A 15,019-nucleotide genomic window follows, 5' to 3' on the forward strand; every position below is an offset into this window, starting at 1 on the left:
TTTGACAGTGTAAAAATGAACCACTAGCCAATAAAAGGTTAGTGGTTCAGTCTTGCATTCTTTTTACTATGAAATTTCCTTTTTATAGGCCATTGGACAATTCGAATGATTTTTTTCTTAGCATGGCTCCAGTAGATAACTGTTTTCGTCTCGTGGTTAAAGATAAGCAAGTATTCGCCCTGTATACGGATATCTGAAGCCTTTGGTATTTGAAAGCTTTCTGTTTTTTTTGTGTTTGGATCCAGATAGATCAGACTTTCTGCTTTACCTTTGGACATATCCAAACCATGTAAAATCAGCTGTCCGCCATAACTTAAAATTTGCCTGGGTGATACAGAAACTGCTATTTCCTCTACCTTATCGCTGTTAAGATCAATACACAATACAGAGCCTGTATTTGGAGAATAAAGCGGGCATACCGGAATATAAAGAATGTTATCCTTAATAAGCACCCCGGTTGGGAAAAAGCTGTTACCAAGCACTTTACAATCCACTTCCTGCCCGGAAATAGTGTATAAAACAGCTTCATTTGTTTCCGCCAGATAACTTGTTATATAAAGTGTATCGCCTAACTTCTCCAAATCCCAGAGGAACCCGTCAATGTCCCACGTTTTTAACAGCTTTTGATCATCCTTCGAATATTTATAAATATATCCTTTGCTGTCGATACCTTCACACGCGGCAAGTATGCAATCATTGTATTCATAGATCGTCGCGGCTTTGCCATTTACACCATGGCTTTTTATAAAATCCCCCTGGCTGTTAAATATATAAATTTGTGAGGCGCTTTGACCTTCTGTTGTCTTTTCTGTGAACCAGTAATACCCGTTGCTGTCGAGAAGAAATTGATCAAAGCTGACAGCCGCCTGAAAAGATTCATCAATAATATCTTCGAATGTATTAAATAAAGCGGATTGCGACTGAAAGGAATTTTTGACGTCATCAATGGTACCGGTTTTCACCTCATCAACTGTTTCTACATCAGCATTTTCATTGAATATATTGACCATTTCCACCAATCCTCCTTTGAAATTTTATAAAAAACAAGGATTATTATTAGTTAACTAGAATAATTTTATTAACAATCTGGTACTAATGTTTTAAAATATACTGATAAAGAACCAAATTCATTTTCTATATTTCTATCATACCAGAAATAATGGTACTCTTTTATTGGGAAAATTGATTCAAAATACATTAAATATTTGGGGGGTATGGTATTGAATTTTCCCAAAATAAAAAGGATGGTATATCATGATAGGAACCCGCATAAGATATTATAGGAAAAGATCTGGGCTAACCTTGGAACAACTATCCGAAGGCATCTGCTCAGTTTCCTACCTCAGCAAAATCGAGCACGGTGACAAGACCAGCGAAGACACGATTAAGCTGCTATGTGAGAGGCTTGGGATATCCTATAAGGATGTTGACAACCAGGAAGAATTGGATGAAATTAATGAGTTGTTGGATGAGTGGTACAGCATCATTAGGGATAGAAATATAGTCGATGCCAATGAAAAAGAAAAAATAATTATAAATCGGTTAAACAATATCCAAGATCCTATTCTTTTATTGAAGTTTGATTTATATAAATCAAGACTTCTTATGATATTAGGAAACACTTCGGAGGCCTCTTCACTTTTAAAAGGGGTTGAAAAATTTAGTGACATACTCACAACAGAATTACAATATTTTTTCTTCCATTTTACAGGAATAAACTTTTACAATATTGAGGATTTTGAAAAAAGTATCGATTATATTAAAAAGGCAGAATACCTTCTTATACACAAACTTAATCTCTCTGAGCAAGAATTTGCCGACTTATATTATCACCTTAGTCTAAGTTACATTGGATCCTACAGTATAACTAAAAGTATTAATTACGCTCATAAAGCTCTTACCATTTTTGAAAAAGATTATAATTTAAAGCGTATTGCTGATTGCCAAACATTACTTGGTATTTGTAATAGGCGCATTTATAATTACGAACAAGCTAAATACCACTACAATCAAGCTTTAAAGTTCGCAGAGTTATATGATGATAATGAACGACGCGGCATTATCCATCATAATATTGGATTTGTATACTCTTGCCAAGGAAACCCAGAAAAGGCTATTGAATATCTTGAAAAGGGCCAGCAATTCAAATCAAAAGCCGACCTTGATCCTAAAAATCGGTGCATAACCTTCCATTTATTGGCTAAAGAATATTGCGCTGTTAAAGAAACCAAAAAAGCGCAAAAACTTATTGATCAAGGTATTAAATTAGCAAAATCCTTTGATCTAATAGACTGTTATTATGATTTTAAGATTCTTGATGTCAGAATGAACCAAAAAGAAGATTATGAATCTATTTTAAAAGAAGCAATTCCTTACTTTAAAAAAATTCAAAGATGGGATTATGTTGCTGAATATGCAGAAGAACTTGCCAATTTCTATTATGATATAAGACAATATAAAAGTGCCAGTCAATTTTACAGACTAGCAAATGATGCTAGAAAACAGATTAATTAGTTGTTAAGGGGGGAAAAAATTTGAAAAAATTTGTTTTAGGACTATGCACGATTGCTTTTATTGCCAGCTTAGCTTTTACGCATACTAATGTGGAAAAGAAATCAGCACAAGACACACGTCCACCAATAATGGTATCTCAACCAACCCTTTAAAATGTCAAAAAAGACAGCCGCTCACAATGAGATGGCTGTTTTTTTAGTCTTTAAATAACCGAATTTATATTTCTTAATTCGATTATATTAATTAAGGACCTATATAAATTTAAACTTATTTAATATAACAATATATCGTCAAAATTTTGACAACCCCCCTCCCAGTTCAAATTTTACCAAAAACCCTTCCTTGCTAATTGTTAGATGTTATGATATAAAATTTTTATGGCATGTCCGATTTTATATTTTTTTATTTAAAACAGGCATAGTTTGATGATGTTTGTCAAAAATAATTGAAATTTCATCTTAGATTGGTCATACTTAAAACGTAGCGTTATAATTGGAAATAGCTTTTAATAAGAACTGAAAGGGGGACTTTTCAAATGGCATTTGTCATTACTTCACCTTGTAAAGATGAAAAAGCTGCAGAATGCGTTGAAACATGCCCTGTTGATTGCATTGAAGAAGGAGAAGATATGTTTTATATCGATCCTGATGTTTGCATTGACTGCGGAGCTTGTGAAGCAGTATGCCCTGTAGAAGCTATCTATCCTGACGATGAGGTACCTGAAGAAGAACAGGAATATATTCAATTAAACAAAGACTTCTTCACAAAATAGATATGCAGCAAAAGCCGGTTACCCAGATGGTAGCGGCTTTTTTACATTTATAAAACATTGTCAGACAAGGCCCTTCTTTTATATTGAAGATGAGCCTTTTTCAATGTACTGCATTTTCTAACAAATTCATAAAATTCCCACTTCAATTATCCTTCAACCATTGATATAATGTAAAACGGCACAATTTTGTGAAATCGGTTACACATCATCGTACTTACCTATTGAACTTGACTATGAAATCAACTGTTGAAAGAAGGCTGAAAAATGAGTCAAACTGAATTGCTCAATAATATTGAGAAAAATCTTGAACCTTATCTTCAAAAAGTGTACAAGCATTTACATCAGCATCCTGAATTGAGTGCTGAGGAGTACGAAACGCAGGCCTTCATCAAAAGCGAATTAGATCGCTTGGATATCCCATATAAAGTATTAGCCAAAACAGGATTATGCGCGGAAATTCATGGATCTCAACCGGGAAAGACCATTTTGTTAAGATCTGATATTGATGCCTTGCCGATCACGGAACAAACAAACCTTGAATATGCGTCAAAAGTTAAAGGCATTATGCATGCCTGCGGCCACGATGCCCATACAACAATAGGTTTAGGAATTGCCACTTTACTTCAAGAAAGAAAATCTGAACTAAAAGGAACCGTCAAGATTATGTTCCAGCCGTCAGAAGAAGTTCATCCAGGCGGAGCAAAAAGAATGATTGAAGAAGGCATTTTGGAAAATCCTAGAGTCGATGCGGCAATAGGCATCCATTCAAACCCATATTTAAGTCCCGGACAATTTGAAGTCAAAGATGGTTATATGCTGGCTAACTCAGATCGAATATTTATGTCTCTGATTGGTAAAGGCGGACATGCGGCAGCACCTCAGCAAAGTGTTGATGCCATTGCTATGGCCGGCCAATTCATTTCCGGTATCCAAAACATTGTCAGCCGTCAAGTTTCCCCGCTTGACCATGCCGTCATTACTATTGGAAAGATAAATGGCGGTTATACGTCAAATGTCATTGCCGATAAGGTTGATTTGGCCGGAACAGTGCGCTCAATTACTAAAGAGGCACAAGATACGATAGAAGAAAAAATAGAGGCATTGCTAAAGTCTGTAGCTGACTATTGGGGGGGATCTTATACTTACGAGTATAAAAGGGGCTATCCGGCGGTTTGGAATGACCCATCCATGACAGAATTGGTTAAAGAAACAGCTGAATCTTGCTTCGGTAAAGAAAGCATTGTTGAATTAGAAAAGCCTTATATGAGCGGTGATGACTTTACATATTTAGCTCAAGCTGTGCCTTCGGTATTCGTTTATTGGGGATCCGGCATAGATGGTAAGGAAAAATTCCCATGGCATCATCCAAAATTTGAAGTTAACCTTTCGTCCTTGAAATACGCTGTTGCCCTGGGGACTGAATGTATCCAAAACTTTTTAAATAATGGAGGAATTACAGAATGAAAAAAGTTATTCTGGACGTTGATACAGGCATTGACGATGCGCTTGCCATTTTACTCGCCGTTAAAAGCGGTCAATTTGATATATTGGGGATTACGACTACAAGCGGAAATATATCCCTTGATAAAGCGACAACTAATACGGGTAAGGTATTAAAACTTTTAGGTAAAGAAAACGGCATTCGTGTTATTAAGGGAGCAAACCAGCCGCTTTTAAGAAAGCCCTTTTTTGAAGAAAGAGTTCACGGAGAAGATGGTTTAGGCGGGGCACTAAAAGATATGGAAGTTGATATTTCTGACACTGAAAACGCCTGTGACTTTATCATTGAACAAGCTGAAAAATATAAAGGTGAACTATCAATAATCCTGACAGCGCCTCTTACGAATATGGCTTTAGCTATTAGAAAACAGCCTAAAATAACTTCATGGGTGAAAGAACTTGTTATTATGGGCGGGGCTGTCAAGAGTCCTGGGAATACAACGCCTTTGGCTGAATTTAATATATATATTGATCCAGAAGCGGCGAAAATCGTCTTCCATTCCGGCATCCCTATCACTTTAGTAGGTTTAGATGTCACAAGAAAAGCTTTGCTTACCGATGAACATATTAGCCAATTAGAGGGTTCTGATATCGGAGCTTTTGTAAAAGATTGCACAAAACATTATATCGATCGTTATCACGAAGTCAATGGTATAAGGGCGTGTGCACTTCATGATCCATTGGCGGTTGCTGTCGCTTTAGATAGAAAAATTGTTGCAACTGAAAAATTGTATGTTGATGTTGAAACAAAAAGTACCTTATGCGATGGACAAACCGTGTGTGATTTTAAAGGCGTCTATAACAAAGAACCTAATATAGAAGTTTGTTTGGAAGTTAACTCAGACAAGTTTATCGAAATGTTTGTGCAAATTTTGAATAGCTAAAACTAATACAATTAATATTATCGAGGGTGTGTGGATATGGATTTTTTAAGGGGGCTTTTGGGGTGCATTGTGGTCCTTTTTATTGCTTTCCTATTTTCTGATAATAAGAAAAAAATAAATTATCGAATTGTCGTTATCGGCGCCGTGCTTCAGATTGTATTCGGATATATCGTTCTTAAATCTTCCATCGGCAGAATGATATTAGATAAAATTTCAGCCGGTTTTTCGAAGGTACTTCATTACGGACTTGAAGGTTTAACGTTCACCTTTGGAAAACTAGTAGATCCATCTTCATCGGTTGGATTTGTATTTGCTTTTAAAGTGGCGATGCTTGCTGTATTCTTTACACCGTTAATTGCTGTATTGTACCGATTCGGTATTATGCAGTTCGTTGTACGGATTATTGGCGGGGCATTGTCAAAATTACTTGGTACAAGCAGGACTGAATCAGTTACAGCTGCTTCAAATATTTTTCTCGGAATGCAAGAAGCGCCTATTGTCATAAAACCTTATGTGAAATTATTGACGAGGTCCGAGATGTTTGCAGTTATGACAGGCGGATTAGCTTCCGTTGCCGGCGGTACTCTTGCAAGTTATGCAGCCCTCGGTATTCCAGTTAAGTTTTTGCTTGCGGCAAGCTTTATGTCGGCGCCTTCAGGCTTACTATTCGCAAAAATTATGATTCCAGAAACTGAAACACCCGTTAAAACTGGAAGCAGCGAAGTTCAAGAAGCGGATAAAGAAGACAAAAATATCCTTGATGTCATCTCTAAAGGTGCGGTAGATGGTATGAAAATGGCTGTCTTAATCATCGCCATGCTCATCGCTTTTATTTCTTTAATGGCTCTTCTTAACGGAATTCTTGGCGGTATCGGCAGTTTATTTGGTATTCATGGTTTATCATTTCAAAAAATACTTGGATATATTTTTGCCCCAATTGCCTTTCTTATTGGTGTTCCGTGGCATCAGGCAATGACCGCAGGTAATTATCTTGGTGAAAAAATCATTTTAAATGAAATGGTTGCTTATACATCATTTGCACCGCACATGCATGAACTTTCTTCAAAAACAGTGGCAATTGTTTCTTTTGCACTTTGCGGATTTGCAAATATCGGCTCCCTCGGAATTCTCATCGGCGGCTTGACAGCATTTGCTGAAGAACGACGAGCTCAAATCACAAAATTAGGTATAAAAGCTGTCATAGCAGGTACATTAGCAAATTTAATGAGCGGTGCTATAGCGGGAATGTTTTTGAATTAAACCTTTCTTGAAGAAAATTATCGAAGAAGTTTTATCTTGGCGATGGACAAAGACTCCTTCACAAAATAAAAAACAGCGCTCCTTTAAAAAGGAGCGTTTTTCATATCTTGAACTTTTACAATCAGGTTTTCATTCCTTAACTTTAAAAATTGCTCATAACTTCTTCCATTCGCTCATAAATCCTAACTTTCGCTCATATCTTTTAAAAACCGCTCGCAAATTCCAAATTTCTCTCATAATCTTAAAAATTTGCTCTTAAATTCTTAGTTTTCGCTCATAAAATTCGAAATGTCGCTCACAAATCCAAACTTTCGCTCCTAAAATTAATAAGTCGCTCATAAACCCTAATTTTCGCTCGTATCTTTTAAAGATCGCTCATAAATTCCAAATTTCGCTCATAATCTTAAAAATCCGCTCTTAAATTACTAATTTTCGCTCATAAAATTTGAAATGTCGCTCACAACCCCTAACTTTCGCCCTAAATATAAAAAGCCGCTCTCAAAGCTCAATTTTCGCTCTTAAAATTTTTCGGATATAGATCTAAATGATTAGAAAAAGTTACTTACCTAAGCGGAGCAGATTTAAAAAAATAAAGAAGCGGAAATCATTCCGCTCCTTGAATTTTGCCTGCTCCCTTCAAAAAACCGACCAGGGCAGTAACCGCCCGGTTAACATCCGGGTCTTTCAAAACTTTTATAAGATCAAAAAGGCTTGTTTTTTCACCGCTGTTGACCTGTTTTTCTGCTTCATCGATACCGGCATTAACATGGTCAATTAACCCTTTTAATTTTTGTACTTCCAGATTGCCGACCATTTGGGCCAAATTCATTGTATGATCTAAGGTATTGCTTATGCCCGGCTTATTAAGTTCTCTTGCTGCGATCGCTAAGACCTTATCGCCTTGTCCGAATAAGGCGTTTAACAGGTCAAGGATCCCGCGGTCTTGCAATTTATCGACAATATCTATAAGTGAAAGGATCGCTTCTTTGTTGTCTAAAAGGGCTGAAAGCAATTGGTCTGTTTCTTGCTGCTTTTGTACCTCTGGATCAATTTTCATCCGTTCAATTTTTTGTATTGGACTAGCCATTTGCGCTCAGCTCCTTTTTATGCTTAACGACATCGCCTGGAAAGACGTAATCATCACGTTCCCATTTCTTTTCGACTAAAACACCTTGCTGCGGCGTCCGGTGTCCGTTGCGGTGGTTATTGGCCGGGATTGGATTTTCGCCTTCTACTTCAAGCACTTCCATACGAACAGCGGTATCTTTATAAGCCGGTGTATCGGTATCTTTATCGACTTCACTTGACGTCAGCTGATTAATTGCTGTTTCACCGTTGTCATTCATCGGGATGTATAATTCATTTCCATGAACGCGGTCTGTGACAACCACACGCCCTTTGCAAGCACCGTACGGCGAGACAAGGCGAACGGTCGATCCGTCCTTTATGCCGCGTTTTTTGGCTAACTCCGGTGACACTTCTATGAAAGCGTGCGGGGTTTTTCTCTTAATCCCTTCTGATTTGTATGTGAGGTTGCCTTCATGAAAATGTTCAAGCAGACGGCCGTTATTTACATGCAAATCATATTCTCCGCTTGTTCCTGTCGGTTCTGTCCAGTCGACAATGAAAAAGCGTGCCTTGCCGTCATCAAACGGAAACGATTCTTCATAAAGCAGCGGATAATCTTTACCGTCCTTTTCAACCGGCCATTGCAGGCTGTTATAGCCTTCGAGACGATCATACCTTACCCCGCTGAACATTGGTGTCAGATTCGCCGCTTCGGCCATAATTTCCGAAGGATGTTGATAAGACCAATCGGCGCCTAAATATTGGGCAAGCAATTGGATAATTTGCCAATCCGGCTTTGAGTCGCCTAACGGTTCAAGCACCTGATAAAGCCGTTGGAAGCGCCGTTCCGTATTGGTAAAGGTGCCTTCCTTTTCTAAGCTCGGGCTGGCCGGGAAAACAACGTCGGCGAACTGGGCTGTTTTTGTCAGAAAAATATCCTGAACGACAAAGAAATCAAGCTTTTCATACGCTGATTGGACATGATTAATGTTTGAGTCAACAATGCCCATGTCTTCGCCTTGTAAAAACAACGCTTTTAAGTGACCGTCATGAATCGCTTCGACCATTTCGTGATTGTTCAAACCGGCTTCTGCCGGAATTACGCAATCCCACGCTTTTTCAAAACGTTTTCTTGCGGCATCATCGGAAACATCCTGATATCCCGGCAGTTTATTTGGCATGCTGCCGAAATCGCTGCAGCCTTGTACATTATTATGGCCTCTAAGCGGATAAGCACCTGCACCCGCGCGGCCGTAGTTTCCAGTCGCTAACAGCAAGTTAGAAATTGCTGTAGATGTGTCACTGCCGCCTTTTTGCTGCGTGACGCCCATCGCCCAGCAAATGACAACGGAATGAGCCCGATGGATTTCTTCAGCAATCTTTTTCAAAATGTCTTCAGACAGCCCTGTGACCTTTTCAGCATAGTCGAGCGTAAACTTGTCCAAGCTTTTAACATAGTCATCAAAACCGTTCACCCGTTTTTTAATAAAACCTTCATCAGCCCAGCCCTGATCAATGATATATTTAGTGACAGCTTGCAGCCAAACAAGATCAGACCCCGCTTTTGGATGAATAAACAGGTCTGCCCGTTCAGCCATTTCGTGCTTGCGGAGGTCAGCAACAATCAGGCGCTGACCATGGAGTTTTTGCGCCCGTTTAATTTTTGAAGCAAGGACCGGATGTGATTCAGCTGTATTTGAACCAATCGTTATCACAAGGCCGGCTGAAGCGATATCTGAAAATGATCCGGCATCGCCGCCGTAGCCTACCGTCCGGAATAAGCCGACAGTTGCCGGTGACTGGCAGTAGCGTGAGCAATTATCAACATTATTCGTTCCGATCACTTGTCTTGCCAGCTTTTGCATCAGATACGACTCTTCGTTCGTTGCTTTTGACGATGAAATCACACCGATGGCATCGCTGCCGTGTTGCTTTTTAATGTCTTTTAACTTGTCGCTGACAGTTTTCAGTGCTTCATCCCATTCAACTTCAATAAAACGGCCGCCTTTACGGACCAGCGGTTTCGTGATTCGTTCCGGACTGTTGACATAGTCCCAGCCAAATTTGCCTTTTACACATGTTGAAATGCCGTTTGCCGGCGATTCAGGCTGAGGCTGGACTTTTAAAATTTTTCTGCCTTTTGTCCAAACATCAAAGGAACAGCCGACACCGCAATAAGTACATACCGTTTTCGTTTTCTTAATACGTTCTTCCCGCATAGCCGATTCAGCATCGGATATAGACATGAGCGAACCGTAGCCGTTCTCTACTTTCTTAGTTAACTCTATTAAAGAGCGCAGCGTCCCTTTTTCAATACCTGATAAATAGCCGGCTTCACCGACCATACCCTTTTCCATCATGGCATTGCATGGACAAACGGTCGAACATTGGCCGCAGTTGACGCAAGATGACGTATCAATTGACGTGCCTCCGTCCCAAACGACACGCGGGCGCTCTAACGACCAATCAATTGACAGTGTTTCATTGACTTCAACATTTTGGCAAACTTCAACACAGCGGCCGCACAAAATACATTGGTCTGGATCATAACGGTAAAAAGAACCTGTGAAATCCTCTTCATACGGCTTATGTTCAAACGGCTTATCTTGATGTTCGATTCCCATGGCTTTGACTGTATTATGAATCTCACATGTACCGTTGTTATAATCACAAACGGTGCAATATAACTCATGGTTAACTAAGATCCGGTTCATGGCGATACGGCGCGCCTCTGATGAAGCTTTTGTTTGTGTATTGACAGTCATTCCTGCTTGTACGGTTGTCCCGCAAGCTCTCTTCAATTCCCCATCGACTTCAACAATACAAGTATCGCAGGTCTCAATAGGACCAAGACTCTCATGATAACAAACGCTCGGACATTCAATACCGTTATTTTTGATTAAATCTATTAAACTTTGACCGGGATCTGCTAAATACTCTTCCCCGTCAATTTTTACGACAGTATGTTCCGGCATATGTCCCCCTCCTATCATTACATCAATGTAAGCGTTTAATTCCATTATACATGAGGTGGTTTTTATCGGAAAGAAAATGAGTAACGCTTCTTACAAGAGCGCCTTATTAGTAAATATAGCCCAATGTGGTATCCAAAACTTGTCTCGCATAAATAGACAAGAACGAAAGGCATGCGGCCAACAGAATATATGCAATAAGCACCTTCCATTTCGTTGACGGTTTGGCTTTATAATATTCTTTCAGTTTACTTTTTTCTCTTTCTAAATCAGCAATTTCTTGTTCAGCTTGATTGATCTTTCTTTCAATACTCGAATAGTCTGGGGTATGTTGTAAAAAGGCAATTAATTCATGATATAAGTTCATTTCATAAATAAGGGCATCCTTTTTCAGACGTTCTTTATCTTGAATAAAAGGAATATACCATTTTTTCATGTCTGACACCCGTACATGTATGTCATCAATGTGCTGACGCATTAATCTTAAATGGTACATGATCATTGATTCATTGACCATCGGGCCGCCCTCTTCATCAAACCCAAAAGCATAAAAAATATCATCCTTATAATTTTCCAGACTTTCAATCATCTTTTGTTTCGCTTTAATGTGAAGGTCAATTTTTCTCCGTTTATATCCTTCACGTACGCGGCTCCACCATGTGAAAAAGCCGAAAATTAAAATTAAAAACATAATTGGCGTTGGAGATATAATAATCAAGACTAATAAAGCGATAAGCGCGATAAACCATATTTTTGTTGAGAGTACAGCGACAATTCGCCCGCCGTCCAACGGAGACACTGGAAACAAGTTAAATAAGTTAATCATAGCTCCCAGCATGACAACAAGGGCCCAATAAGGCTGGTGGGTCAAGTAATAAAGGATAATCGCGGGAATAACTGAAATCAGCCCTGCAAACGGCCCGCCATAAGCAAGGTAGGCTTCAGTTGCCGCATCTTTCGGCTGCTCTTTAATGCCAATAACTGCACCTAGGAATGGGACAAACACAGCAGGCGACGTTTTGATCCCCTTAAGTTTGGCGGCAACTAAATGTCCCATTTCATGAACAAAGATGAGATAAACAATAGCTGCTGCGAACCCCCAGCCAAAGAATATGGCGTAACCCGCCAATGAGACAACTAAACTGATTAACGTCCCGCCAAATTTAGAAAACTTTAATAAGGCGAGCAGCCACTTCAACTTAGTTAATATAAGTAAACCTATAGTAACAAGAACGCCTTTTTTCGTTTTATTCTCAGCCATAGATATTCTCCTAAGGAAACTTTTAGTAAAGTTTAACATATTACTTGATCTTTTTTGAAAGCATTTTTGAACCATTATTTTGCTTCCATATGGTTATAAAGTGAAACTTCCATCAGTGGGGGTTTTGTTCATCCCACACTGATGGTTAGATGAACAAATTGGGGTGTTATCGTCCGTTATCTCCCGCCTAAACTTCAGCGCTTAAACTCAAGTTTTGAGGCGGGAGTTTTACGGACGGTTGCACCGGGATAAAAACTTAATAATCTTTGGTTAAATGGTCAGTTTCGTTATATAAATCTATATGCCAATCATTGTTTGAATAATGAATGCTGGAAATACTTCCGTTACCAACAAATATATCGTCTCTTTTTAAAGTGTTTTTAGAAACCGCAGATAATATCGTTTTAATTAATCCGCCATGAGTAACAGCCATAATTCGCTTGCCTTGCCATTGATTTAAAAGACGATCAAGGAGACGCCAAGCCCTTTTTTCCAAATCAACGAGTTCTTCCATTCCCTCAATAGACTGGTTTTTAAATATAGCGAGCCTCTCTTCATAAGTCAGTCCCGCCGCTTTGCCATAATGCCTTTCAATTAAATCATCCTCAATATAAACAGGAACTGGCTTATTGAGATTAGCAGCAATGCATTCGGCCGTCTTAACCGTCCGCTTTAAAGGGCTTGTTACAATAGCATCCCAATCCACATTTTGGGCATATTTGCCAACAGCATTTGCTTGAGCTATCCCTGTTTCATTTAATTCTATATCTTGCCGTCCTTGTACCTTTTTTAATTTATTCCATTCGGTTTCGCCATGACGGATTAACCATATTAACAGCTGTTTATCTTTTTGCAAAAGTCTCTCATCCTTTAAAGTTATTTTTATCCCATTGTACGTCATTTGGAGGTACTTGCTTTCCGTCTTCATTAAGATAGGATAAATAATATGAAGATTGCCTATCCTTAAGCCAAGCTTTTAACGGGTTTATAACCGGAGGAAAATGCAAATACTCTTCAATATTATCCAACGGAATATATTCCGCATAGTCTACCTCAAAATCTTTAATATGATTTAATTTACCGCCTGCCGGTTTTGCTTCATAATAGACCTGTAAATAATGCCCCCAATGTTCAATAAAAAATTCACTCATAAAAGCTAAACCTTTAATGAGAACATCGAGACCTGTTTCTTCCCTTGTCTCACGAACAGCCGTATTTATCAGTGACTCGTTAGGTTCCTGGCCGCCCTTCGGCAATCCCCATTTTCCATGTTCTTTTACAAGCAGAATGGCATCATTATTTAAAATCACGGTACCGGCCGCTGTTATTATTTGATCCATTATCATCAACCTCTTAGAAAGCTATTTTCTACTTATGTATAAACCAAAGCATGTTTTGCTTTATAAACATATTAACCCGTCCGGTTTGGGCCAAGTAATGCAGATAACTTGTAATGGCTGTTCTGTACAACGCCCATTGCGGCAATGCTTTCAACTCTATGTTCCATTCCTGACATACCTTTTGAATCATTTGCTCATGAGATAAGCCGTTTGATTCATCCTTCAGTATATTGGCAATTCGTGATAGAATATCTTCATGAAATTGAATATTATCCTGAATCGTTTCTTTAAAACTTTCTTCAAATATGCCATGACCGGGAACCGCTCCTCTTACAGGGAGTTCGAGCATTTTTTTGAGAGAATCAAGAGTCCGCCCAAGATCAACAAGATACGGGATACGATGCTTATTAAGTGTCTCTATAGACATATAAGCATCAGCCGCAAATAGGATACCTTCATAAATGACGCCCATTTGATTTTCTGCGTGCCCTGGCAAGGAAACGCATTCTATTGATATTTCTCCTAATTCTATAGGACCTTCATGGCAATATTCGTCAACTTGAACAGCTTGACCTTCGATAAATTTGTTTCTAAGGGATTCATGCGGTTCATTGCCTTGAAAGAGATAGATGGGTTCCCATTTTGGATAACGCAAAACATCCGCTTCCACTTCCGGAGCCAGAGTAATGATTTTTCTTTTTGTTAAAATTTTATAAGCGCCGCCAAAATGATCGGCATGAGCATGAGTAATAAGTAAATGTGTTAAAGGCCAATTTCTCTCGTCCAGCTGTCTAATCACCTTTTTTGATGCCGATGAATCGAGTCCCGCATCAATCAGGATGCCTGTTGAGCCTTTTCTAATATAACCGACATTAACAGGACTGTGAAAAAAGTAACATTCTTCTGTTATTTTATTTAACTCCACATGAATAACCTCGCTTTTAGTGTTAAACATTTTATATTTTAAAGTAACCATTGGTGAAAGGATGTCAGTTATGAATATAAAAAAACGCGGTGACCTTATCGTCGACTGTTATGGAAACTATTATTACGCAATTGATCAAAAGGAAGATACCCTAATTCTTGTTAATGCTTTCATGGATCTTTCTTTTCGCCGCAAACTTGATGATACATATTTTGAAGAATATCAAGGCGAATTTGTTGGCGGCCATGCCATGAACTTATTAAAAGGTAACATTGAAATGATTATTAATCAAAAAAGTAAATTGCAGATCTATTCGTTAAAAGAAGTTAAGGAACATTATGATGTCATCATTGACCCGCTGTATCAAAAAATGTAATCATTTTTCTTCCCTGAATAACCATCAGGGCAGGGAATACCAGCTGCCTGAATAATCTTTCTGACATTTTATCTGAGCTTTGATTTATATTCTGATATTGTCCTTATTTAACGTCCCGCCGCGTTCAATTGTCAAATTATATATTCT

Annotated in this window: 14 protein-coding genes; 7 read left to right on the top strand and 7 right to left on the bottom strand. The window is 38.6% G+C overall.

The genetic code is table 11. The features are described 5' to 3' along the window. Positions 1-38 precede the first annotated feature (38 nt). Positions 39-1,010, bottom strand: coding sequence for a hypothetical protein (locus ACFQRG_RS18505; protein ID WP_380968863.1), 972 nt, complete (start codon positions 1,008-1,010; stop codon positions 39-41). 244 nt (positions 1,011-1,254) lie between these two features. Here ACFQRG_RS18505 and ACFQRG_RS18510 point away from each other — a divergent pair, with 244 nt between their 5' ends. The 6 genes from ACFQRG_RS18510 (at position 1,255) to ACFQRG_RS18535 (ending at position 6,930) form a co-directional block, all read left to right on the top strand. After that, positions 1,255-2,514, top strand: coding sequence for a helix-turn-helix domain-containing protein (locus ACFQRG_RS18510; RefSeq protein WP_380968865.1), 1,260 nt, complete (start codon positions 1,255-1,257; stop codon positions 2,512-2,514). Between the two features lie 20 nt (positions 2,515-2,534). After that, a complete protein-coding gene (locus tag ACFQRG_RS18515; RefSeq protein WP_380968867.1) occupies positions 2,535-2,666 on the top strand; it encodes a hypothetical protein in 132 nt (43 codons plus the stop codon). 383 nt (positions 2,667-3,049) lie between these two features. After that, positions 3,050-3,286, top strand: coding sequence for an indolepyruvate ferredoxin oxidoreductase subunit alpha (locus ACFQRG_RS18520; RefSeq protein WP_380968869.1), 237 nt, complete (start codon positions 3,050-3,052; stop codon positions 3,284-3,286). 264 nt (positions 3,287-3,550) lie between these two features. Continuing rightward, the gene (locus ACFQRG_RS18525) at positions 3,551-4,750 is read left to right on the top strand and encodes a M20 metallopeptidase family protein (protein WP_380968872.1); all 1,200 of its coding nucleotides are present in this window, start codon (positions 3,551-3,553) and stop codon (positions 4,748-4,750) included. After that, entirely contained in the window at positions 4,747-5,670 is a 924-nt protein-coding gene (locus ACFQRG_RS18530; RefSeq protein ID WP_380968874.1) for a nucleoside hydrolase, read from the top strand. The genes ACFQRG_RS18525 and ACFQRG_RS18530 overlap by 4 nt, the downstream gene beginning before the upstream one ends. A gap of 36 nt (positions 5,671-5,706) precedes the next feature. Continuing rightward, positions 5,707-6,930 (top strand): NupC/NupG family nucleoside CNT transporter, encoded by a 1,224-nt coding sequence (locus tag ACFQRG_RS18535; RefSeq protein ID WP_380968876.1) that lies wholly within the window; start codon positions 5,707-5,709, stop codon positions 6,928-6,930. 604 nt (positions 6,931-7,534) lie between these two features. Here the strand turns inward: ACFQRG_RS18535 and ACFQRG_RS18540 are convergent. The 6 genes from ACFQRG_RS18540 to ACFQRG_RS18565 all read right to left on the bottom strand — a co-directional run bounded on the left by ACFQRG_RS18540 (position 7,535) and on the right by ACFQRG_RS18565 (position 14,496). Next, positions 7,535-8,017 carry a helical membrane plugin domain-containing protein gene (locus tag ACFQRG_RS18540; protein ID WP_380968878.1) on the bottom strand — a complete coding sequence of 161 codons (483 nt, stop codon included), beginning with the start codon at positions 8,015-8,017 and terminating at the stop codon, positions 7,535-7,537. Next, a complete protein-coding gene (fdhF, locus tag ACFQRG_RS18545; protein WP_380968880.1) occupies positions 8,010-10,973 on the bottom strand; it encodes a formate dehydrogenase subunit alpha in 2,964 nt (987 codons plus the stop codon). The genes ACFQRG_RS18540 and fdhF overlap by 8 nt, the downstream gene beginning before the upstream one ends. 106 nt (positions 10,974-11,079) lie before the next feature. Further along, on the bottom strand, positions 11,080-12,231 hold the full coding sequence (locus tag ACFQRG_RS18550) for a site-2 protease family protein (RefSeq protein WP_380968881.1): 1,152 nt from the start codon (positions 12,229-12,231) through the stop codon (positions 11,080-11,082). 256 nt (positions 12,232-12,487) lie between these two features. Then, a complete protein-coding gene (locus ACFQRG_RS18555; RefSeq protein ID WP_380968883.1) occupies positions 12,488-13,087 on the bottom strand; it encodes a histidine phosphatase family protein in 600 nt (199 codons plus the stop codon). 7 nt (positions 13,088-13,094) lie between these two features. Further along, complete coding sequence (locus ACFQRG_RS18560; protein WP_380968885.1) at positions 13,095-13,571, bottom strand: NUDIX hydrolase; 477 nt, start codon at positions 13,569-13,571, stop codon at positions 13,095-13,097. Positions 13,572-13,599: 28 nt separating this feature from the next. Beyond that, positions 13,600-14,496: an MBL fold metallo-hydrolase gene (locus ACFQRG_RS18565; RefSeq protein ID WP_380968888.1), complete on the bottom strand. Its 897-nt coding sequence runs from the start codon at positions 14,494-14,496 to the stop codon at positions 13,600-13,602. Between the two features lie 70 nt (positions 14,497-14,566). Between ACFQRG_RS18565 and ACFQRG_RS18570 the strand changes: the two genes are divergently transcribed. Beyond that, positions 14,567-14,872: a hypothetical protein gene (locus tag ACFQRG_RS18570; protein ID WP_380968889.1), complete on the top strand. Its 306-nt coding sequence runs from the start codon at positions 14,567-14,569 to the stop codon at positions 14,870-14,872. The last annotated feature ends 147 nt before the right edge of the window (positions 14,873-15,019 follow it).

It is taken from the genome of Scopulibacillus cellulosilyticus (genome assembly GCF_042665295.1).
Taxonomy (GTDB): domain Bacteria; phylum Bacillota; class Bacilli; order Bacillales; family Sporolactobacillaceae; genus Scopulibacillus_A; species Scopulibacillus_A cellulosilyticus.

Coding starts and splice junctions, on each gene's coding strand:
- ACFQRG_RS18505 (WP_380968863.1), bottom strand. CDS start 1,010: ATGGTCAATATATTCAATGAAAATGCTGATGTAGAAACAGTTGATGAG.
- ACFQRG_RS18510 (WP_380968865.1), top strand. CDS start 1,255: ATGATAGGAACCCGCATAAGATATTATAGGAAAAGATCTGGGCTAACC.
- ACFQRG_RS18520 (WP_380968869.1), top strand. CDS start 3,050: ATGGCATTTGTCATTACTTCACCTTGTAAAGATGAAAAAGCTGCAGAA.
- ACFQRG_RS18525 (WP_380968872.1), top strand. CDS start 3,551: ATGAGTCAAACTGAATTGCTCAATAATATTGAGAAAAATCTTGAACCT.
- ACFQRG_RS18530 (WP_380968874.1), top strand. CDS start 4,747: ATGAAAAAAGTTATTCTGGACGTTGATACAGGCATTGACGATGCGCTT.
- ACFQRG_RS18535 (WP_380968876.1), top strand. CDS start 5,707: ATGGATTTTTTAAGGGGGCTTTTGGGGTGCATTGTGGTCCTTTTTATT.
- ACFQRG_RS18540 (WP_380968878.1), bottom strand. CDS start 8,017: ATGGCTAGTCCAATACAAAAAATTGAACGGATGAAAATTGATCCAGAG.
- fdhF (WP_380968880.1), bottom strand. CDS start 10,973: ATGCCGGAACATACTGTCGTAAAAATTGACGGGGAAGAGTATTTAGCA.
- ACFQRG_RS18550 (WP_380968881.1), bottom strand. CDS start 12,231: ATGGCTGAGAATAAAACGAAAAAAGGCGTTCTTGTTACTATAGGTTTA.
- ACFQRG_RS18560 (WP_380968885.1), bottom strand. CDS start 13,571: ATGGATCAAATAATAACAGCGGCCGGTACCGTGATTTTAAATAATGAT.
- ACFQRG_RS18570 (WP_380968889.1), top strand. CDS start 14,567: ATGAATATAAAAAAACGCGGTGACCTTATCGTCGACTGTTATGGAAAC.